The sequence below is a fragment of the Flavobacterium sp. KACC 22758 genome, assembly GCF_028736135.1.
GTDB lineage: Bacteria > Bacteroidota > Bacteroidia > Flavobacteriales > Flavobacteriaceae > Flavobacterium > Flavobacterium johnsoniae.
Genome location: NZ_CP117878.1, coordinates 1,571,396 through 1,593,773, shown reverse-complemented (window position 1 = coordinate 1,593,773; position 22,378 = coordinate 1,571,396). Strand labels below are relative to the sequence as shown.

20 protein-coding genes are annotated in these 22,378 nt (G+C 32.5%); 14 read left to right on the top strand and 6 right to left on the bottom strand.

Annotated elements, in window-relative coordinates; genetic code table 11:
* Positions 1 to 23: 23 nt before the first annotated feature.
* Both PQ462_RS06800 and PQ462_RS06795 read right to left on the bottom strand, forming a co-directional pair.
* Positions 24 to 893, bottom strand: coding sequence for an alpha/beta hydrolase (locus PQ462_RS06800; RefSeq protein WP_121361784.1), 870 nt, complete (start codon positions 891 to 893; stop codon positions 24 to 26).
* A gap of 219 nt (positions 894 to 1,112) precedes the next feature.
* Complete coding sequence (locus PQ462_RS06795) at positions 1,113 to 1,985, bottom strand: AraC family transcriptional regulator (RefSeq protein ID WP_012024406.1); 873 nt, start codon at positions 1,983 to 1,985, stop codon at positions 1,113 to 1,115.
* A 450-nt stretch (positions 1,986 to 2,435) separates the two neighbouring features.
* On the opposite strand from PQ462_RS06795, the gene PQ462_RS06790 reads away from it, so the two are divergent.
* From PQ462_RS06790 to PQ462_RS06775, 4 genes are all read left to right on the top strand, one after another.
* Positions 2,436 to 2,834: a T9SS type A sorting domain-containing protein gene (locus PQ462_RS06790; RefSeq protein ID WP_012024405.1), complete on the top strand. Its 399-nt coding sequence runs from the start codon at positions 2,436 to 2,438 to the stop codon at positions 2,832 to 2,834.
* A gap of 633 nt (positions 2,835 to 3,467) precedes the next feature.
* Positions 3,468 to 3,821 (top strand): T9SS type A sorting domain-containing protein, encoded by a 354-nt coding sequence (locus PQ462_RS06785; protein ID WP_121361785.1) that lies wholly within the window; start codon positions 3,468 to 3,470, stop codon positions 3,819 to 3,821.
* A gap of 432 nt (positions 3,822 to 4,253) precedes the next feature.
* Positions 4,254 to 4,658: a secretion protein gene (locus tag PQ462_RS06780; protein ID WP_121361786.1), complete on the top strand. Its 405-nt coding sequence runs from the start codon at positions 4,254 to 4,256 to the stop codon at positions 4,656 to 4,658.
* Positions 4,659 to 5,038: 380 nt separating this feature from the next.
* Positions 5,039 to 5,425: a secretion protein gene (locus PQ462_RS06775; protein WP_274252857.1), complete on the top strand. Its 387-nt coding sequence runs from the start codon at positions 5,039 to 5,041 to the stop codon at positions 5,423 to 5,425.
* Between the two features lie 333 nt (positions 5,426 to 5,758).
* On the opposite strand, the gene PQ462_RS06770 is transcribed toward PQ462_RS06775, so the two are convergent.
* Positions 5,759 to 6,178 carry a helix-turn-helix domain-containing protein gene (locus tag PQ462_RS06770; RefSeq protein WP_274252856.1) on the bottom strand — a complete coding sequence of 140 codons (420 nt, stop codon included), beginning with the start codon at positions 6,176 to 6,178 and terminating at the stop codon, positions 5,759 to 5,761.
* 204 nt (positions 6,179 to 6,382) lie between these two features.
* On the opposite strand from PQ462_RS06770, the gene PQ462_RS06765 reads away from it, so the two are divergent.
* Entirely contained in the window at positions 6,383 to 6,700 is a 318-nt protein-coding gene (locus PQ462_RS06765) for a hypothetical protein (protein ID WP_274252855.1), read from the top strand.
* A 391-nt stretch (positions 6,701 to 7,091) separates the two neighbouring features.
* On the opposite strand, the gene PQ462_RS06760 is transcribed toward PQ462_RS06765, so the two are convergent.
* Together PQ462_RS06760 and PQ462_RS06755 are read right to left on the bottom strand one after the other, a co-directional pair.
* A complete protein-coding gene (locus PQ462_RS06760) occupies positions 7,092 to 9,086 on the bottom strand; it encodes a hypothetical protein (RefSeq protein WP_274252854.1) in 1,995 nt (664 codons plus the stop codon).
* 240 nt (positions 9,087 to 9,326) lie between these two features.
* A complete protein-coding gene (locus PQ462_RS06755) occupies positions 9,327 to 12,767 on the bottom strand; it encodes a methylmalonyl-CoA mutase family protein (protein WP_274252853.1) in 3,441 nt (1,146 codons plus the stop codon).
* 294 nt (positions 12,768 to 13,061) lie between these two features.
* On the opposite strand from PQ462_RS06755, the gene PQ462_RS06750 reads away from it, so the two are divergent.
* From PQ462_RS06750 to PQ462_RS06710, 9 genes are all read left to right on the top strand, one after another.
* Positions 13,062 to 14,615 carry a L,D-transpeptidase family protein gene (locus PQ462_RS06750; protein WP_274252852.1) on the top strand — a complete coding sequence of 518 codons (1,554 nt, stop codon included), beginning with the start codon at positions 13,062 to 13,064 and terminating at the stop codon, positions 14,613 to 14,615.
* Positions 14,616 to 14,764: 149 nt separating this feature from the next.
* Entirely contained in the window at positions 14,765 to 15,118 is a 354-nt protein-coding gene (locus tag PQ462_RS06745) for a hypothetical protein (protein WP_274252851.1), read from the top strand.
* A gap of 94 nt (positions 15,119 to 15,212) precedes the next feature.
* Positions 15,213 to 15,629 carry a cytochrome c oxidase assembly factor Coa1 family protein gene (locus PQ462_RS06740; protein ID WP_274252850.1) on the top strand — a complete coding sequence of 139 codons (417 nt, stop codon included), beginning with the start codon at positions 15,213 to 15,215 and terminating at the stop codon, positions 15,627 to 15,629.
* A gap of 15 nt (positions 15,630 to 15,644) precedes the next feature.
* Positions 15,645 to 15,935 (top strand): hypothetical protein, encoded by a 291-nt coding sequence (locus tag PQ462_RS06735; protein WP_274252849.1) that lies wholly within the window; start codon positions 15,645 to 15,647, stop codon positions 15,933 to 15,935.
* 35 nt (positions 15,936 to 15,970) lie between these two features.
* Positions 15,971 to 16,534 (top strand): hypothetical protein, encoded by a 564-nt coding sequence (locus tag PQ462_RS06730; protein WP_274252848.1) that lies wholly within the window; start codon positions 15,971 to 15,973, stop codon positions 16,532 to 16,534.
* A 143-nt stretch (positions 16,535 to 16,677) separates the two neighbouring features.
* Positions 16,678 to 17,397, top strand: a complete 720-nt coding sequence (locus tag PQ462_RS06725) for a DUF4197 domain-containing protein (protein ID WP_274252847.1) — start codon at positions 16,678 to 16,680, stop codon at positions 17,395 to 17,397.
* A gap of 107 nt (positions 17,398 to 17,504) precedes the next feature.
* On the top strand, positions 17,505 to 18,359 hold the full coding sequence (gene purU / locus PQ462_RS06720) for a formyltetrahydrofolate deformylase (RefSeq protein WP_073409610.1): 855 nt from the start codon (positions 17,505 to 17,507) through the stop codon (positions 18,357 to 18,359).
* A 1,172-nt stretch (positions 18,360 to 19,531) separates the two neighbouring features.
* On the top strand, positions 19,532 to 20,542 hold the full coding sequence (locus tag PQ462_RS06715) for an aldo/keto reductase (protein ID WP_274252846.1): 1,011 nt from the start codon (positions 19,532 to 19,534) through the stop codon (positions 20,540 to 20,542).
* Positions 20,543 to 20,611: 69 nt separating this feature from the next.
* Positions 20,612 to 21,532 carry a helix-turn-helix domain-containing protein gene (locus PQ462_RS06710; RefSeq protein ID WP_274252845.1) on the top strand — a complete coding sequence of 307 codons (921 nt, stop codon included), beginning with the start codon at positions 20,612 to 20,614 and terminating at the stop codon, positions 21,530 to 21,532.
* On the opposite strand, the gene PQ462_RS06705 is transcribed toward PQ462_RS06710, so the two are convergent.
* Positions 21,529 to 22,329, bottom strand: a complete 801-nt coding sequence (locus tag PQ462_RS06705; RefSeq protein WP_274252844.1) for an ABC transporter substrate-binding protein — start codon at positions 22,327 to 22,329, stop codon at positions 21,529 to 21,531. The genes PQ462_RS06710 and PQ462_RS06705 overlap by 4 nt on opposite strands.
* Positions 22,330 to 22,378: the final 49 nt, after the last annotated feature.

Here is a 22,378-nt window from a genome sequence, read left to right as displayed (position 1 = left end):
TTTAAAAATTCGATATTTTTTACCTATTTCTTAGTAACTACTTGATTTTTAAGCAAAATTTTATTGAAGAACAAAACGTGATATGGCAGTGAATTTTCCCAGTAGTCCCAAGTATGCGCACCCGGACGTTCAGTATAATCATGTTCTACTTTATTATATACTAATCGGCGGTGTAATTCTCTGTTTGGTTCTATCAGGAAATCGTCTACACCGCAATCTATAACTAAAGGCAGTTTGTTTGCTTTTATTTTATCGAGCATTCCCATAACAGCATGCTGTGCGTACATTTCAGAACTATCACTTTTATCCCCAAAAACCGGCTGCATTAATTTTACAACCTGAGCCGATGATTCACGATTAAGCATTGTACCCATATCTACTGCACCGCTCATACTTCCTGCCGCGCAAAATAAATCAGGATGTCTGGTCGAAAGATACAAAGCACCATGCCCTCCCATCGATAAACCTGTAATTACTCTTCCGTTTCTATTACTTATTGTTCGGTAGGTTTTATCTACTTTTTGAATTACTTCCTGTGTAATAAAAGTTTCAAACTGACTCTCTTTGTTTACCGGACTATCCAGATAAAAACTAAAGGTCTCGCCTTCTGGCATTACAATAATAAGATTGTATTGATCTGATAAATTTTGAACGAGTTTTTTGTTGGGCGTATTTTTCAGCCAATCACTAAAGTGTCCGTATGCCCCGTGAAGCAAATACATTACCGGAAAAGCGGTTTTACCTTTAGAATAAGAATTTGGCAAAACAACTGCAGCTTTGTAAGTTTTACTCATGGCTGCACTTGCAATTTGCAAAGTGTCTACTTTTGCTGCGTATGACATTGACGAAAGACACAGAAAAACGGCGAATAGTAAAATTTTAAGGTTTTTCATTTTTGATAGTTTTTTTTTCGATTAAAAGGAATGTAAATATACTTTTTTCCGAATAACTATATGAAAAATCTCACTGATTTTCTAAGAACAAAGCCTCTGATTTTTTTGCCACAGATTAGACAGATTGAAATGATTTTTCTTTTACTTCAAAAAAAAGCCTCGAATTCAAGAATTAAATTCATGAATTCGAGGCTTTTAAATTTTAACCTTCAAAAAATACTAACTAATTATAATTTTGTGTTCGTGGCGGTATTGCGACGCGCTTTTTCCGGTATATTGTTTAAACGATTTACTAAAGTGGCTGAAATTATTAAAACCGCTTTCGTAGCAAACCTCGTTAATACTTATTGGTTTTTCGGCCAAAAGTTTTGAAGCATGTACCAAACGGTATTCGTTTACAAATTCAGTAAATGTTTTATTAGATATTTTTTTAAAATAACGACAAAACGAAGGAGTTGTCATACTTACCAGACTCGAAACTTCGTCGATAGCGATAGACTGCTGAAAATTATCTTTTACATAATTAAAAACAACATTCATACGATCGTTATCCTGAGTTTGAAGCTCCATTGCAAAACCATCTGCATTCAGCATTGTGTATTCTTCAGACGAATCTAACTCATCCAGAATACTCAAAAGTGTAAGCAGACGTTCGAACGGAAGCTGATGCTCCATCATTTCTATTTTCTTTCCAATTTGTTTTTTTGTTTCGCCTCCAAAAGCAATTCCGCCTTTTGACTGACTCAAAACATTTTGAATCTTTCTCATTTCCGGTACTCCAAAAAAGCCATTCCCCAAAAACTCAGGTTTAATATGAATAACCGTTTCGTTTACGTTTCCCGTTTGTTCATTCGTAAAACCGCAGTGCGGCAAATTAGAGCCTATCAAGATCAAACTACCATTTGTGTAATAGGAAACATGGCTTCCTATTTGTCTTTTTCCTGCCCCGCCGTTTATATAAACCAACTCAATCTCAGGATGATAATGCCATAAATGAGCTTTGCTATTGGTCTTTTCGGCGTGTTTCGTGTAGGTAAAAGAACTTCCATATGAGTTAGTTATCACTTCAAGAGCTGGGGCAATTGTTTTCATGATAAAATCCTTTTAAAAAATAATAGCAAATTTAACAAAAATACCTAATATAATTTAAAAATTAACCTACAACGGTTTCGCAAATGAGAATTTTTCATCATAATAAGCAAAAAGACAAACTTTAATCAATCGCAAAATGCCCGTTTTTTAAACGACCAATATTTTTTTTCCTGATTTTTTTAATATATCGTATTAAATCGACCATTTTTATAGACATTTATTATTTCTGTAAGAATATTAGAAGTTTTTAAAAAACTTAACATTTAAAAATATTTGAAAAATAATAGCTGAATTAACAAAAACACCTAAAAAAAATCAAATTTTAACCTATAACGGTTTCGTAAATGAGAATATAGCACATAAATTGGAAAATAGAGTTGATATAAAAACAATACAGTCATAGTAATTTTACATCAGAGAATTAGAGATATAATTTTAAAAACAAATACTATGAAAAAGATTGTAAAATTAAGTTTAGTATGTGCGGTGCTTTTATCAGGTTTCAGTACTTATGCGATTGATGGAAATGAGGACTTTAATCTTCATGTATTAAAAAACGGAAAAAATATCACTTTTGGTCTTAATCAAGTACAAAGAGCAAAATTGGCTATATACGATAAAGAAGGTACATTATTCTATTCTGAAATTGCTTCAGGTAAAGATGGAATTTTAAGAACTTTCAACTTACAGGATTTTCCTGATGGAGTTTACTTTTTAGAAGTTGAAGACAATGCTAAAAAAGTAAGATACGAAATCAACGTAAATAATGAAGTTACAACTTTATCTTCAAAAGCAATATCATCAGTTTACAAAACAACTGAAAAAAATACAAGCGTAGCAGTACGCTAAACAAGTTATACTTCTCATAAGTATAAAACTAAGGTTAGATAGTTAGTAAAGTTAAAAACGTAAGTTTTAAAACAGCTCTTTGTGGTTATTGGGCTGTTTTTTTTTTTGCTCTAAACTTTTCTGAATTTTGGATTTTTTGCAGATATCTATAATTCTCATTGTTTTTCAAATACAAAATCTACATTCTTATTATATGTGTTCCACCGGTTAAAACCGCTGGCTATATTTCTTTTGACTGCGCTAATATTGAAAATAACACACTCCTCATTTAAATAAATCCAATTTCAAATACTCCCTGTGTTTTTTTTTTACCACAGAGACAAAGATTAGAATACTGCATTGTGATTTATATTACGTTTCCGGCAATTGAAACCTCGGCTTTATTTTCTTGTTTCAGATTTTAAAAAACTTAGAATCTTAGAAACTTAGATCCTCAGAACCTTTATCTAAAAACCTTGAAAAATAACAACTGAATTAACGAAAACGATAAAGATAATTCAAATTTTAACCTATAACGGTTTCGTAAATGAGAATACAGCATAGAAATTGGAAAATAGAGATGATAAAAAACACATACATCTAAAGTAATTTTACATCAGAGAATTAGAGATAAAAACATTAAAATAAAATAGTATGAAAAAGAATTTAAAATTGAGTTTAGTATGTGCTGTACTTTTATCAGGATTAAGTACTTATGCAATAGACGGAGGTAACGTTTTTAATATGCACGTTATGAAAGCAAATGGTAAAATGATCACTTTTGCTTTAAACCAGGTTCAAAAAGCAAGCATTAGCATATATGACAAAAACGGAAGTTTAATTTATTCTGAAAATGCTTCTGGAAAAGAAGGTATTTTAAGAACTTTCAGTTTAGAAGAATTTCCAGAAGGAACTTATTTCCTTGAAATCGAAAACAACAATAAAAAAGCAAGACACGAAATTAAAATTACAAACGAAACTTCTGTTTTGTCTTCAAAAGCACTTTAATAAGCAGATTTCTGCAAACAATATAAACGCACTCATGCGTTGTAAAAATTTATACTCGCATACAGTATAAAAATGAGGTTAGATAGTTAGTAAAGTTTAAAAACGAAAGTTTTAGAAACAGCTCTTTGTGGTTATTGAGCTGTTTTTTTTTGTGCTTTACTTTTCGGTAAAAATCAATTAATAAAACAACCTGTTTTTTACATCAAATATTACGAAATTGTAAGATAAAGGTAAATTTACATTTTTGCAAAAACGTTGAAAAATAATAACCGAATTAACCAAAACGATAAATATAATTCAAATTTTAACCTATAACGGTTTCGTAAATGAGAATACAGCATCGAAATTGGAAAATAGAGCAGATACTTTTTTTGTAGTCCTTAAGTAATTTTACATCAGAGAATTAAACTAATAATTTAAAAACTAAGAACTATGAAAAAGATTTTAAAATTGAGTTTAGTATGTGCTGTACTTTTTACAGGAAGTACGTATGCAATTGATGGGAACGAAGATTTTAATCTTCATGTAATAAAAGCAAACGGAAAGCTTATAACATTTGCTCTTAACAGAGTACAAAAAGCAAACCTTGCAATTTACGACAAAGACGGATCTCTAATTTATTCTGAAACTGCTTCAGGTAAAGATGGAATATTAAGAACCTTCAGCTTAGAAGAATTTCCGGAAGGAACTTACTTTTTAGAGGCAGAAGACAATGTAAAAAAAGTTAGACACGAAATTAAAATTACAGATGATGCTACAGTTTTATCTGCAAAAGCAATTTCGACAGTTTATAAAGCAGGATATGCTGCTAAAAATACAAGCGTAGCAGTGCGCTAAAAAAGTTATACTTCTCATAAAGTATAAATAAGGTTAGATAGTTAGTAAAGTTAAAACTGTGATTGTTTTAAAAACAGCTCTTTGTGGTTATTGAGCTGTTTTTTTATGCTTTTAACCGAAGAAAAAAACTCACTTTAACTTTTTTGAAAAATTATTCTTAATAATTATTAAAGCCGCTTTTTTTTGTTAAAAAATAATTTTAAAAAAGATAAAACCGCAAGTCCCGTATTTACGTACATAGCGTAGACAAAACACAGAAAAGGTTTTAATTCAGCATTTTAAACCTCAAAAAAGACAGTTTTTTTGATAAAAAATTAAAATTCTATTTGTAGTTTTGACCGTTCCACATTAAGTAATAAAAATAATAATTTAAAAAAAACATGACAAAATTTACCAAGACAGGTTTAGTTGCTGCCTTTTTTTTAGCAACAGTATTTACTTACGCCATTGATGGAAAAGGCGATTACATTTTAAACATTCAAACTGGAAACGGAAAAGTAGTCAGCTTTACTTTAGACACAGTTGAAAAATCATCTTTTTCTATCTACGACGAAAACCACAACTTACTTTATGCGGGAGAATCTGCAGCAAACAAATTAGAAGTTTCAAAAACAATAAGCCTGGAAGGTTTTCCTGCCGGAACTTATTTACTTGAAGTAACAGCAAACGACAAAGTTGCGAAACACGAGATTAAAGTTGCTGCTAAAAAGGCAAAAACTGTAAAATTAGACGAAACTGTAAACCATAGTCCAGGATTTCGTCGTTAACCACTTTTTTTGCCCCACAAAAAAATTAGAAAAGCAGCTCTATAAGATGGAGCTGCTTTTTTTTATTTATGATGGATTAAAATCCATCTCTACAATATGCATCGTTCCTTCGGAACTTCCTTAGAACTGTATAACCCCCAATATTGTCATTTCGACGAAGGAGAAATCTCCGTAAGAAGCTCGACAAAGATTGAACTCTTCGCTGCGGAGTTACTTACGAAGATTTCTCCTTCGTCGAAATGACAAACTGTATAGAATTTTATTCTTTAACTCTCTATCAAAAATAAAAACCTCCCATTTCTGAGAGGTTTTCTATATTCTTAAAAAGATTTACTATTTCTGATTTAGTAATTTCTCTAAATATTCTATTTTATCTTTTTCTGCCTGAAGCAAACGCTCGTAAAGCTTTTTATTTTCTTCTACAGATTCCATTAATTTATCTAATGGATTGAAAGTACATTTGTTATTATGAATACTTCCAAAACTACTATCTGATACAGCTTCATTAAAAGTATTAAAATAATTAATCATACCTTCCTCTGAAAAGTTTTTAATTGCTTCTGCTGTCACACCAAGTGCTTTTGCAATTGCGATAAGTTTATCTTCATCAATCGTTTCACTATTTTCTAAAATTGAAATCGCCTGCTGATTTGTTCCTAAAGCCTGCGCCAAAGCTTCCTGCTTCATATTACGAAGTTCACGAATACGGCTTATTTTTCGCCCTATATGATTTGGTTTTGTTAGTGTGCTCATAATTCAAAGATAATAATTTAGTGTAAGAATCTGCGAGATGTAAAAAACATATTTAATCGTGTACCAAACACATAAAATTGATAGGTTACATAAAAATCTATTTCTTCCTTCGCCGAACCAAAACAAAAGTACAATTTTTCTTATAATAATTTTATAAAAGCCAAATCGTAAACTAATTATCAAACAAAACTAAATATACGCCTTATGGAAACAAATGAATCTGAAATTGTAAAAAACCTAAAACGCTTAACTACTCTTTATTTCAAAACCCTAAAACTCAGAACTGACAACTCAAACGAATATTTGGCTCAAATTAAAATTCAAAACCATTTTGAACTCGGCTGCATTATAACCGATATGCTAAAACTCTGCATTCTCGCTCTCGATCATGATATGCACAACGTTCCCGAAAAGAAAAACCAATCTATAAACGTAAGCCTTATTTTAGAAACTGTTCTGCAACTATTTCCTTTAGACGAAATGGAGTTTTTGGGGTATGTTGGAGAAATTGCCGGAGAATGATTTTCTTTTTTGTTATTTCAAAACGATATAAACATAGCCCGTGGTTTCAACCACGGGAACGTAATATTTGTCTTGCTCGTATTGTGTACCCGTGGTTGAAACCACGGGCTATATTTGACAATTGGATTTTTGTTGCTTATGCTAATGCATTTTGGTTACGGAATTTCTTTGTCTTGGATGGATTAAAATCCATCCCTACAATATGCTTTGTTTCTTCGGAACTCTTTACAGAATTATAACCCCAATATTGTCATTTCGACGAAGGAGAAATCTGCGCAAGAAACTCGACAATGTTATCTTCCGCTGGCGCGAGCGTCTCGCTCGTGCATTTCTTTGCGCTCACGAGCGGAACGTTAGCGAGGGTTAGGCACTTTTATTTTTTATTATGGGGTCATTCTAAACCTTTTTCAATAATTTGCATGAGATTATCAAAAGCCTTTTCATCGCTTCCTAACATCTCATCTAATTTTTCTGCTAAATCTTTTTTATCTGCAAATTTTTCCTTTAAAATGGCTTTTAAAGATTTCACTTTTACATTTTGAGGAGATTCTAATTTAAAATCAGTCAATAATGCTAATTCATCTTTTTGCGATAAAAATGGTTCATACAGTTTATGATAAGACTTTCCAACTGCTCCAGAAAATAAAATCATTTTAGGATCCGTTTTAGAGTTACTTTTTAAGATATGATTCCGAGATATACCTGGATATGGATCTATATAATATATTGTTGTTACTCCTAATTGATAAGCTTTTTTTGCGCATAACTCACAAGGGCTTGCCGTCGTAAATAAAAATCCATTTTTCAAACCTTGCCCTCCACTTCTTGATATCTGCATCATTGCATTTTCTTCTGCGTGCAATGACCTTGTATGAACCTGATTTTTTTCTCCTGAAAAACTATTGTACGCTTGTTTAAAACAATATGGGCAATTTCTTCCACCTAATTTTTCAGTCGGCAATGTTTCTTCATTATAATTCTTTTTAATATATTCATTGAACTTTTTAGATTCATTATCTAACAAATTATCAGCTTGCTCTGTATTTATTTGTTCAGTTTCTTTTAAACCTACTCCAAGCTCAAACTTAGTAAAACCAAACTCTTTATCATTATTTGAAATTTCTTTTACATTTCTCACTGAGCAAGGAATAGAACCTTTAGGAACATCATTCCAACCAATTGCTTTAGTTGAAAACTCATCATCAGTAACAACAGCTCCAACCTGTCGAGAGATACATCCCGAATTTAATTTAGCTGTAAAGGCAATTTGCATAATTCTTTCTGTAGGATCTGGAGTAATTATTCCAGGTTGTTGAATCAATGCTTGTAATTTCATCAATTGTTCCTCAATTGAAAAAAAACTAAACATACTTCTAAAATTATCAATCTTAGAAGTTATATCTGATTGCAAAATATTATTATTTATATGAAAATCTGCAATTTGTATACAATTTTGAACATCGGGGGTATAAAATATACCTTTTTGATAATCAGTACATTTATATTCAACTTCATCAATTTGTAACAATCTATCAATAGTATTTGTCTTATCTTTTCCATACAAATCAATAAGTTTGGTTTTTCTTGCGTCATTTTTTACTGCGATTAAATAAAACGCAGAAAAACGTTCCTTGAAAAAATTTATTTCTAAAGAATTTCTTAATGAATCAATAACTATATGGCATTCATCGTTTAAAGATTCTTGTTTAGTAGCTTTTATTATTCTATTAATAACTTTTGCTATTGTATAAATATTTGTTGGATCGGATTTATAAGTTTTAAATGGTTTTCCTGATTTTCTTAAATTATTAGCTGTATGATGTAGCAACATAATTCTTTCTATGAATCCTTCTTTGATAAGTATATCATTTACCTTGTCTGCTAATTTATTAAAATCTGGTCCCCAAAATACTCGATTTAGTAATGTTAGTTTTTTCTTGATGCGAACTTTAGTTAAATCACCTACTTCATCAATTTGTTTAATTAAATTATCGTTTTCTACTATCAAGTTTTTTATTTGATCTTTAACCGATGTAATCTTTTCTACTGAAGTTTCTTTAGCAAGAAAATATCTGTAATAATCGAATAAATGTTTATTTTTAGAATTCTTGTACAATAAGGGTAATAACAATAAAAAAATAACCTTTTTATATTCAATGATTTTATATTGTTTCCAATTTTCTTTAGTATAATTATAAGTTATTTCGTACTTTTTTTGAAAAACAGATTCGTCAATATCATTAGGATCTCTGATAGTTTTAATTTCATCAAATCTTTTTGATAATGCTAATGCTAAATCTGAACAACCACTACCTGTTCTTCCTGTTAATCCAATAATTGTAAAATTCTTTCTTAGAGAATATAATTGATCAAGTTTTGTACTCATAATTTAATATATAAAAGTATTTCTGTGATTATTAAAATCAAACATACTATTTAATGCGCAGACAAACAATTAAATTATCAATAAAAACACAAATAATTTAAAATAATTATTTTTTTTTAACTAAAAAATTACGGTTTTCCGTAATTACCAACAAATAAAATCAGATTATAAAAATATGAGACCAAAAAAAAACCTCCCAAAATCTTGAGAGGTTTTCCATATCATTAAAAATCAAAAAAATTACATATTCCTTCTATACTGCCCACCAACCTCAAACAACGCCGAAGTAATCTGACCTAAAGAACAAACCTTTGTCGCTTCCATTAAATGATCGAATAAGTTTTCGTTTTTAATAGCGGCTTGCTGTAACGTATTTAAATGCTCGTTTACTTTTGCTTCGTGAAATTGATGCAGATTATCCAGCATTGTAATTTGATATTGTTTTTCCTCTTCGGTTGCACGAATAACCTCAGCCGGAATTACGGTTGGCGAACCTTTTGAACTCAGGAACGTATTTACACCTACAATTGGGAAATCGCCGTTGTGTTTTAAAGTTTCGTAATACAAACTTTCTTCCTGAATTTTAGAACGCTGGTACATGGTCTCCATTGCGCCAAGAACTCCTCCCCTTTCTGTAATTCTGTCGAATTCCTGAAGAACCGCAGCTTCAACTAAATCAGTCAGTTCTTCGATGATGAATGAACCTTGAATTGGGTTTTCGTTTTTCGCCAAACCTAATTCTTTATTGATAATCAGCTGAATTGCCATAGCACGACGTACAGATTCTTCTGTTGGCGTTGTAATCGCTTCGTCGTAAGCATTGGTATGCAATGAATTACAGTTATCGTAAATCGCATACAAAGCCTGTAAAGTTGTTCTAATATCGTTGAAATCAATTTCCTGCGCGTGTAACGAACGTCCAGATGTCTGAATATGATATTTCAGCATTTGTGCTCTTTCGTTGGCTCCGTATTTATTTTTCATGGCTTTTGCCCAAATTTTACGTGCCACACGACCAATAACCGAATATTCTGGATCTACTCCGTTGGAGAAGAAAAACGATAAATTCGGACCAAAATCGTTGATGTTCATGCCTCGGCTCAAATAATATTCCACGTAAGTGAAACCATTTGAAAGCGTAAATGCCAATTGCGTAATTGGATTTGCTCCCGCCTCGGCAATATGATATCCTGAAATCGAAACCGAATAGAAATTACGAACGTTTTTAGTAATAAAATATTCCTGAACGTCGCCCATTAATCGCAAAGCAAATTCGGTTGAAAAAATACAAGTATTCTGCGCCTGATCTTCTTTTAAAATATCGGCCTGAACCGTTCCACGAACTTGCGATAACGTTTTGGCTTTTATATCATTATACACTTCCTGAGGTAAAACCTGATCTCCGGTAACACCCAAAAGCATTAATCCTAAACCGTTGTTACCAGCAGGAAGTTCGCCTTGGTATTTCGGTCTTTCGATTCCTTTTTCTTTGTATAATTGGTTGATTTTGGCTTCAACTTCTTTTTCTAATTCGTTGGCTTTGATGTAAATCTCACATTGCTGATCGATTGCGGCATTCATAAAGAAACCTAGCAGCATTGGCGCAGGCCCATTAATGGTCATACTTACCGAAGTTAAAGCATGAACCAAATCGAAACCTGAATATAGTTTTTTAGCATCATTCAGACAGCAGATTGAAACTCCCGCATTTCCAATTTTTCCGTAAATATCCGGACGTAAATCTGGATCGTTTCCGTATAAAGTTACACTGTCAAAAGCGGTCGAAAGACGTTTTGCAGGCATTCCTGCACTTACATAATGAAAACGTTTGTTGGTTCTTTCTGGTCCGCCCTCGCCCGCAAACATTCTCGACGGATCTTCGCCTTCGCGTTTAAACGGATATAATCCCGAGGCAAACGGAAATTCGCCAGGAACATTTTCCTGTAAATTCCAACGCAAGATATCGCCCCAACCTTCATATTTAGGCAAAGCAATTTTCGGAATCTGTAAATGCGATAAACTTTCAGAATGCGTTGCAATCTTGATTTCTTTATCACGAACTTTAAACGAGTAAACCGGATTTTTATATTTCGCTACTTTTTCATCCCAATTCAGGATAATTTCCCAATTGTATGGATCTAAGTCCATTTTTACTTTATCGAATTGATTCAGTAAAAGATTTAAAAAGATTCTGTTCTCGTCATGTTCAGCAATTCCGCTTGGTAAAACTGTGGAATCGTCAATTCCAGCTTTATTAATTTGCGGAACTTTCCCAGAAACCGATTCTATGGTTTTGAAAATTCCGTATAATTTCTGTGCTACTTTTTGCTGCGAAAGTGCTATTTCGTCATAAGATCTGTTATTCTCTGCAATTTCAGATAAATAACGCGTTCTTCCCGGCGGAATTACGAAGATTTTCTCGCTCATTTCTTTAGTGATTTCAAAAGTCGATTTCAAATCAGAATCGGTTTTTTCAACCACTTTATCCATAATCGCTTTATAAAGCGTGTTCATTCCAGGATCGTTAAACTGCGAAGCAATCGTTCCGAAAACCGGCATTTCATCAGGATTTTTATCCCAAAGATTATGGTTTCTCTGATATTGTTTTTTTACATCGCGCAGGGCGTCAAGTGCGCCGCGTTTATCAAATTTATTTAAAGCTACTAAATCGGCAAAATCAAGCATGTCGATTTTTTCCAATTGCGTTGCTGCTCCAAATTCTGGTGTCATTACATATAAGGATACATCAGAATGATCCATAATTTCGGTATCAGACTGACCAATTCCTGAAGTTTCCAGAATAATCAAATCGTATTTTGCGGCTTTTAAAACCTGAATCGCCTCAGCTACATATTTAGATAAAGCCAAATTTGACTGACGTGTCGCCAGCGAACGCATATATACACGAGGATTATTTATGGCATTCATACGGATTCTGTCTCCTAAAAGCGCTCCTCCCGTTTTTCTTTTTGAAGGATCGACAGAAACTAATCCGATTGTTTTTTCTGGAAAATCAATTAAAAAACGGCGAACCAATTCGTCCACCAAAGATGATTTCCCTGCTCCTCCTGTTCCTGTAATTCCCAAAACCGGAATTTTAGAACTCGCATTGCTTTCGTGAATTTTATCAAAAACAGGTTTTGCAATTTCAGGAAAATTCTCTGCAGAAGAAATCAAACGTGCAATTGCTGTTGGAATTTTATTTTCGATATGATCAATTTCTCCGTTTAGTTTATCTCCAATAGGAAAATCAGCACGCTGTACTAAATCATTAATCATTCCCTGAAGTCCTAAAGAACGTCCGTCATCTGGAGAATAAATTCTTGTAATACCATATTCATGTAATTCTTCGATTTCGCTTGGCAGAATTACACCGCCTCCGCCTCCGAAGATTTTAATATGTCCCGCTCCTTTTTCGCGAAGCAGATCATACATATATTTAAAGTATTCATTGTGTCCGCCTTGGTAAGAGGTCATTGCAATTGCATTGGCATCTTCCTGAATTGCGGTATTTACAACTTCTTCTACACTTCGGTCATGCCCCAAATGTATTACCTCTACACCTGTTGACTGAATGATACGGCGCATGATATTAATGGCTGCATCATGTCCGTCAAAAAGCGAAGCTGCTGTGACAATTCTTACTTTATTTTTAGGAATATATGGTATTTGCTGTTCCATTTTATGAATATGATAATTTTAAGCGACCAATTTACAAAATATTTTAATATTTGTTTATACTTCTCTATTTATGTTTTCCAAAATATATCGATTTCGTTGACTTATAGGGTAACAATTTCGCTAACTAGCTGATATAGTTAAAGAAAGCTTAAAGACATGGCAATTTCGCAACATTTAAATAAAATCAATAAACATGTTTCGCCGCTTCCTAAAGTAATTTAGCAATGTAGAAAAGGCCCCAGATTTTTACCCAAAACTTGAAATCTAAGTAGTAACGTAAAAATTTAAATGAAAATGAAAACTTTATATTCACTAAGCATTATTTTAGCTCTAAGTTTTAGCGTCGTATCTTTTAGTAAATATGAAAGCACCGATACTAAAGAGCATACATCTAACACCTCAATCTTTTACAATTCTGATAATGATGCTGTAAAAGAAAGCGTTTCAAATGAATTCTTCAAAAAATATACTGATTTAAAAAAGTATAAATCTGAAGTAATGTCATTATACAAAAACAGAACTCTGGGAACTATTTGGTTTGATGAAGACGAAATCAACGAATTTGGTTCTGTATTGTATGAAAAAGCAAAAAAAACAAATGATTTGGTTATTCCATACCAAAAAGAAATCGACCAGCTTTTTGATTCTTCATCAGAAAATAACATTTCTAAAACTGATGCTGATATGCTTTTAAGCTCCTTGTATGTTCTATACGCCAAAAAAAGCAATTCAGATAAGAAAAAATTGCCTTATGATGCCATGCTGAAAGATTTTTTAAACTACAGTACAATTGAAGAAGCTACTGCAAAAGTTGAAGACGATGGTAATCTTTATGACCAATATTACAAACTGCAAGGTGTTTTAAAACAATACAAAAAACTTGAAAAATCAAGTAAATGGAAACCTATTGTAGCCGAAACTCCTTATAAAGATTTGCGACCTGATGCTGTTTCACCTACTATCGCACAGGTTAGAACCCGTTTGTATTTATTGGGCGATTTAAAACAAGATTCTAAAAGCGATTTTTATGATCGTGAACTAATGGACGGCGTTATGAAATACAAAGTTCGTAACGGTTTTAAACCAAATTATATTTTAGCTGAAGAACATATTAAAGAAATGAATATTCCGGTTTCGGATAAAGTAAAAACTTTAATGCTAAACATGGAAAGAATACGTGCTATTTCTCCAGAATTAGTCAACAATGACGAATATGTTCTGGTAAATGTGCCTTCGTATGAATTGATCTATGTTAAAAACGGAAAAATAGAATTAACATCAAGCGTTTTTGTTGGTTCTCCTTTAACTAAAACTACCATTTTTAACGGGCAGATTGACAGAATCGTTTTTAGTCCGTACTGGACAGTACCGCAGAGTATTGTTCAAAATGAGTTAAGATCTAAAATCGCTGCAGATCCAAATTACCTTGCAGAAAAAAATATGGAAATGGTAAATGGTCAGGTAAGACAAAAACCAGGTCCGGATAACTCTTTAGGTTTGGTTAAATTTATGTTTCCAAACTCAGACGATATTTACATGCACGATACGCCATCTAAAACTTTATTCGATTTCGAAAAAAGAACTTTCAGCCACGGTTGTATTAACGTAAAAATGGCAAAAGAATTAGCCGTTGCCATGCTGAAAGATTATCCTGAATGGACTCAGGCAAAAATTGATAAAGCTATGGAAGGTAAAGTAGAAAGCAGTTTTAAACTTTCTAAAAAAGTGCCAATCTATATCACTTATTTTACCTCTTTGGTAAATGAAAACGGTGAAATTGGTTTCTTTCAGGATGTTTATGAAAAAGATGCTGAGTTAACTCCGCAGACTGCTCTTACGGCCAATTAATTTATTCAGAATACAGAATAAATCGGGAACTCATTTAGTTGGGTTTCCGATTTTTTTTCTCCTAAAAATTAACCTTAATTTATTATTTTTAAAACTTTTAGGAGCAAAAAAATGGTTTACTTTTTTAGAACTTTGCAAAAATTTTAGCCATGAAAACCAATAATACAGAAGGTCTAACAATGTTTGAAATAAACGTATTAGTACAACAGGGCGGACGATTTGTAGTTTTTCCGAATACTATTTCAAAACTTTTTAAAAAATTTAAACGTTCTAATATTTATTTTGTTCGTCCCGAAGAAAATACGTTTAAATATGCCTTAAAACACTTCTTTTTAAATTTAACCGTCAGCTGGAAAATGTTCCCATTAGGGCCAGTCTATGTCGTGAAATCTTTGTATTATTTAATAAAAGGCGGAAAAGATTACACAGAGGCTATTCTTGATGAATTAAACCAGAATAAGCCCGCTTACAATCCTGATATAGAATTTTTAAAATACAATTAAAATCTTTTTTTATCAGATAATTAACTTCTAAGATTAAGAAGAATAATTGTATATTTCGGGCTTATAAAATTTTCTAAACTAAGCCTTTTTAACTATGCAAAACGATCATCAGCCTCAAAAAAATTGGTGGGACAGAAACTGGAAATGGTTCGTTCCAACCGGATGTTTAGGTCTTCTTACTCTTTTTGGCCTTTTCATTGCCGGAATATTTTTTGGCGTTACTTCAATGATGAAAGATTCTGATGCTTATAAAGAATCTATGGCAGCAGCTCAAAACAATAAACTAGTAATTGAAAAACTGGGAAGTCCAATAGAAACTGACGGAATGGTTTCTGGCAATATCAGCACAAGCAATAGTACAGGCGAATGCGATTTACAAATTCCGCTGAAGGGCCCAAAAGGAAAAGGAACTTTATTTGTTACAGCAGAAAAAAGAGGAAAATGGAAATACAGTGAACTAACTGTTTACATTGAAAAAACCGAAGAAGAAATAGATTTACTGCAGAAATAGATTTTAAAATTGTGTATGAATAAATATGAATCATTTATTGAGGCTTTCTTAGACTTTAACGAAACAACATGTAGCAACAAAGGTTTTGATAAAAACAAATTCGAAAAAACATGTTCATTATTAAGTGATCTAAAGCCAATAATTCAAGAGAGTAAATCTGTCCCTCTAAATCTGGCCAATGTCTTTATTGATTTATATAGCTCTATAGAAAGCTGTGCATACAAACATGAAGGTGAAATGCGACAGAAAATTCTATACTCGGCAGATAAATTGGCCGCTATTGCTAGGGACGTTACAGAAAGTTGATTAAATTATCAATTCGAAAAAATCATCAAAATCTCATGAAATCCCTTTTCTTTTTATTAGCCGGGCTTTTCCTGTGCGTTTCTTCATTTGCACAATCTGCGGGAAATTACCAAGTTTATATTGATCAAATTAAACAATTCTCAAAACCTGTAAGAGTTTTGCGCAACGATGTGGATGCTCAGGGAAATGGTTCTATTGAATTTACAAATCAAAAAAATCAAATACTTCGTTTTAGATTGTCTGATAACAAACTTCAAAAAGGAGTATGCAGCATTGCTTTTGAAATCTATTATTATGAAAATAATTATTTAAGAAGAATTGAATCTCTTGACAGCAATGGCGATTTAATTGGCTGTAATCTAAAACTAAAAGGAGAAGCCGTAACAGAATTCACAATTGAAAAACCTGATTTGTACTTAAAGAAAAAGAAACTAATTGATGATGCCGAAGGAAATATCAAAATGAAAGATGATTCGAAAGAAAAAATTATTCGTGTTCGATATTTTGATGCTGCTAATAGACCAATAATGCAGTTACAGCCTGAATACATTTCAAGCAAAACGTATTGGGATTATACTATTCGAATGGCTTGGCCCTAGATAAGTTGTCAAGAAATTGAAATTCTAAGCGGCTAAAACTTGTGATGTTAAGTTTACAACAAAATGTTAGTTCGCTTTAAATAAAATTGTGGCTTTGTTTTTGAATAAGTAGTATTTTTGAAACTTAAACAAATCCCCTACTAATGAAAAAGATTTTACTATTAGCCGTAACATTTTCACTTACTTCTTGTGCGCAGGTACAACAAACTCTAAATCAATTACCTCAGCTTTCATCTCAGATTCCGGGAGTTGGAGGCGTTGATATTGCTTCTGGACTAAAAGAAGCCCTTAACAAAGGAATTACTGTACAAGTGAGTAAATTAACAGCTGTAGACGGCTTTTATAAAAATGAAGCTGTAAAGATTTTAATGCCGGAAGAATTACAAAAAGTTGATGCCACTTTACGTAAAGTAGGTTTGAGTTCTCTTGCTGATGAAGGAATTAAAATGCTGAACCGCGCTGCCGAAGATGCGGTAAAAGAAGCAACTCCAATATTTGTTTCGGCTGTAAAAAATATGTCGTTTACAGATGCTAAAAATATCTTATTAGGAAACGACAGTGCTGCAACAACTTATTTACAAGGAAGCACCACAACTGCTTTATACGGAAAATTTAATCCGGTAATTAAAAGTTCATTTGAAAAAGTAGGTGCAGATGTAGTCTGGACAAAAATCATAAACAAATACAACACAATTCCATTAGTTAAAAAAGTAAATCCAGATTTAACTGATTACACAACAACTCAGGCTTTATCTGGTGTTTTTAAAATGATTGCTGTTGAAGAAAAAGAAATCCGTAACAATATCAGTGCAAGAACAACGCCTTTATTAAAAAGCGTTTTTGCAATGCAGGACGGAAAATAGTTTTTGTTGTTTAACTGTTTAATCGTTTAATTGTGTAATCGGATTTTATGATTAACAATTAAACGGTTAAACAAATCAACGATTAACCGATTAATCAATAACCAAAAATGCAAAAAATAACCATTCTTATTCACTGTAAAGACCAAAAAGGTATTATTGCTGCAGTGACGACTTTTATTGCAAGAGTAGAAGGAAATATTACGTACATCGACCAGCACGTTGATGTGGAGCAAAATGTATTTTTTATGCGATTGGAATGCGAATTCGCCAATCATAAAATTACCATTGAAAGCTTAAAAGAAGAATTTGATAAAACCCTGGCTGCTGATTTTAATATGTCATGGGATTTGTACAATCAGGAACAAAAACCAAAAATGGCTTTGTTTGTTTCTAAATACGATCATTGCTTGTTTGATATTTTAGGAAGATACAGCGCGGGCGAATTAAACGTAGAAATTCCGGTTATCATTAGCAACCACAATGATTTAAGATCGATTGCAGAACGTTTTGATATTCCGTTTCATTGTGTGCCTTTTACAAAAGACAATAAGGAAGAAGGCGAAGCCAAACAAATTGAACTATTAAAGCGATATGAAATCAACTTTATTGTTCTGGCGCGCTATATGCAGATTATTACACCAAAATTGATTGAACTTTATGAAAATAGAATTATCAATATCCACCATTCATTTTTACCTGCTTTTCCGGGCGCTAAACCCTATCACTCAGCTTTTAAACGCGGAGTAAAAATTATTGGGGCAACAAGCCACTACGTAACCGAAGAATTAGACGAAGGTCCGATTATTGAACAGGATATTGCCAGAGTTTCTCATATTCACTCTGTTGAAGATTTTATCATGAAAGGCCGTGACTTAGAACGCATTGTTCTGGCAAGAGCTATAAAATTACATTCAGAAAGAAAAACTATGGTTTACAGTAATAAGACAGTTGTTTTTTCTTAAGCTGCCGAGGTTCTAAGATACTAAGTTTCTAAGGTTTTCTTTAAACGTCCCTCTAAGCTAATTCAATATAAAAAGCAAACCCGACAGGTTTTAAAAACCTTTCGGGTTTATTATTTAAATAATTCTGAAACTTAGTCCCTTAGCATCTCAGAACCTTTGCACCTTTTTATCTGGCTGCAATTGCCAATCCAGAGTCATTAAAAGCATTTACTTCATGAACACCATACATTATGCATTCTTCTTTCTGGAATTACTTCAAGGTCAAAATGCGCCATCTTTCTAAAACCAAAAATCTTAACTTATGGTCAACAAAGTAATAACAAAACCTTAACAGCATAAGATTGATATATGTCGGACATTTGTAATGTAATAAACTGGTTATTTATTATTTTGGTTTTGGTTAGTTAAATGATGCCGGCGTCTTCGAGATGCCGGCATTCTTTTTTTATATAAGTTTAGTTTCATGTTTTCTTTGTTTCAGGCTGCTTTACTGTGAGCATATTTTACCGCAAAGAGCGCAAAGTTTTTTTACTTTAGAGTTTTTGTATAAAACGCAAAGAACGCAAAGTTTTTTTACTCAAGAGGTTTTGTGTAAACGCAAAGTTCGCAGAGCTTTGCCTTAAAAACTTTGTGAACTTTGCGTTCCCGATAGCTATCGGGATTGCGCTCTTTGCGGTAAAAAAAATCAATCTTTTCAACATTAACTTATATCCAACAAAGTAATAACAAGATCTTAACAGCATAAGATTGATATATGTCGGACATTTGTAATGTAATAAACTGGTTATTTATTATTTTGGTTTTGGTTAGTTAAATAATGCCGGCGTCTTCGAGATGTCGGCATTCTTTTTTTATATAAGTTTAGTTTCAGGTTTCATGTTTTCTTTGTTTCAGGTTGCTTTACTTTGAGCATATTTTAACGCAAAGAGCGCAAAGCTTTTTTACTCAAGAGGTTTAGTATAAAACGCAAAGTTCGCAAAGCTTTGTGTAAAAAACTTTGCGAACTTTGCGTTCCCGATAGCTATCGGGATTGCGCTCTTTGCGGTAAAAAACACAATCTTTTAAACATTGGCTCATTTTGGATACAACTACACGAGATTTAGATACTTTATAAAAGCAATACTGATGGATCTTTGCTAAATCAATTTTGATTTAAAATTAAAACAGTAATTATGAGTACTATCAAAAAAGTTAATTTAGGAAATCAGGGACTTGTTGTGCCCAATATTGGTTTAGGCTGCATGGGAATGAGTCAGATTGCAGGAAATGATATTTATGGTAAAGCAGACGAAACTGAATCTATACAAACAATACATCGCTCACTTGAATTAGGGGGTAATTTTTTAGATACAGCAGATTTGTATGGTCCGCTGGCAAATGAAAGATTGATTTCTAAAGCTATAAAAGGAAATCGTGACGCTTACATCATTGCTACAAAATTTGGTTTTGAGATTAATGACAATGAAGAACTTACCTGGCAGTTTAATGGCAAAAAAGAATATGTAAAAAAAGCCGTAGAACGTTCTCTTAAAAATCTTGGAACAGATTATATCGATTTATATTACCTGCACCGTGTTGATCCTAATACTCCAATAGAAGAAACAGTTCAAGCAATGTCTGATTTGGTAAAAGAAGGAAAGGTTGGTTATATTGGTCTTTCTGAAGTTTCTTCTGAAACCATTAGAAAAGCACACAACATTCACCCTCTAACGGCAGTTCAAAGTGAATATTCCCTTTTTGAAAGAAGCATTGAAGAAGACGGAATTATAAAAACATTAGAAGAACTTCAAATTGGTGTAGTAGCTTATTCACCTTTGGGAAGAGGCTTTATTTCGGGAGAAATACAACATCCGCAAGACTTAGCCGAAAATGATTTTAGACGAACAATTCCTCGTTTTCAAGGAGAACAATTTTATAAAAACATTGAACTTTTGAATGAAATAAAACTTATCGCCGACGAAAGAAAAATTACTGCTTCGCAATTGGCTTTGGCATGGGTTGCCTCTAAAGGATTTTTAGCCATTCCAGGTACAAAGCGAGTAAAATATGTAGAGCAAAATATCGAGGCCGCTCAGCTTGTCCTGACTACTGAAGAATTGAACAGATTAGAAAACATTATTCCTCTTGGAACAATTACCGGAAATCGTTATGATGAATCTGGAATGAAATCTGTTAATCTATAAAAAATCAGAAAAAAAATCTACAGGAAAAGTTATCTTTATGACAGCTTTTCCTGTATTAAACCTAAAGCCATGAAGAAAGAAGATCATACTCCGTATAACATTACCTCTATTTCAGAATTACATCAATTATTACGAATTCCAAAACCAGATCATCCTTTGGTAAGTTTTGTAAATCTGAGAGACATAAGTTGTCATTTTGATAATAATCTAAAGAGTGTGATTTATAACTTCTATACGATTTCGATCAAAAGAGGATTTAAGGGAAAAATGAGATACGGCCAAAATTATTATGATTTTGATGAAGGAGTCATGACATTTATGGGGCCGGGCCAGATTATTTCGACAGAAGTGCCAATGGATTCTTCTGTATATGGCTCAATGTTAGTAATTCATCCTGATTTTATTCAGAATTATGCTTTGTCAAAAAAAATAAAAGAGTACGGTTATTTTTCTTATGCTGTTAATGAAGCTTTGCATCTTTCAGAAAAAGAAGAAACAATGATTACAGGAATTATGCAGAATATCGAACAAGAATATCTGTCTTCTATTGATGCTTTCAGCCAAGATGTAATGATTTCGCATATTGAACTGCTTCTTAATTATTGCAATCGTTTTTATAACCGACAGTTTATTACCCGAAAAAATGCAAACAATACTCTTTTAAATAAGCTGGAAATTCTTCTTTCTGAATATTTTGAAAGTGACAAAGTTGAGAAATTAGGATTACCAACTGTCGCGTATATTTCAGAACAATTAAATGTTACGCCAAATTATCTCAGCGATATGCTGCGTTCACTTACCGGACAAAGTACACAGCATCATATTCACAATAAAATTATTGAAAAGGCCAAAGAACTTCTTACCACAACTACCCTGAGTGTAAGTGAAACTGCTTATAAATTAGGTTTTGAATATCCGCAATCTTTTAATAAGCTTTTTAAAAGTAAAACCACAGTTTCTCCTTTAGAGTTTAGAAATTCATTTAATTAATTTTTTAGTCTCTCGTGAAGTAATTTAAAATACGAGAAAGCCTTTAACAATCGGCTGCCGTGCCAGGAAAACATTTCACCATCGACGAAAATGGTTTTGGCGTGATGCGTAAATCTTCCTATTTCAAAAGCATCTTCTTCTTTAAAAGGATACGGTTCTGACGAAAGAAAAACAATATCAGGATCACCTTCTAAACGCAATTTTTTGAGTTCAATTTCAGGATAACGTCCTTTATCTTCGTAGATATTTTTAAAATGATTCAGCTTTAATAATTCATTTATATAAGTATCATTTCCTGCAACCATATACGGATCTTTCCAAATAAAATAAGCTGCCTTTTTGATTTCAATATCCTGAATGTATTTTTTGAAATCGCTCAAGGCGAAAGTCAGTTTATCATTCCATTTTTGGGCTTCAGTTCTGCAATTGAACAACTGGCCGAAATCTGAAATCATCTGAAAATTATCTTCTATAGAAACAATATTCGTAACCCAAACCGGACAAATTTCCTTTAATTGGTTTACAATTTCTTCTGTGTTTTCTTCTTTATTGCAAATAATAATATCCGGTTCAAGAAGTTTTATTTTTTCGAAGTGAATTTTCTTCGTTCCGCCTACAATCTTTTTGGTAGATTTAAAATGAAACGGATGAACGCAAAACTTCGTAATTCCGATGATTTTCTCTTCTAAGCCTAAATCATATAATAATTCGGTTTGGGAAGGAACAAGCGAAATAATTCGTTTTGGAGCAGTTTCAAAAGAATGAACGTTTCCTATTTGATCTTTTAACTGTTTCATTTTTTATTTGTTTCAGGTTTTACGTTTAAAGTTATTGTTGTGTATTTAA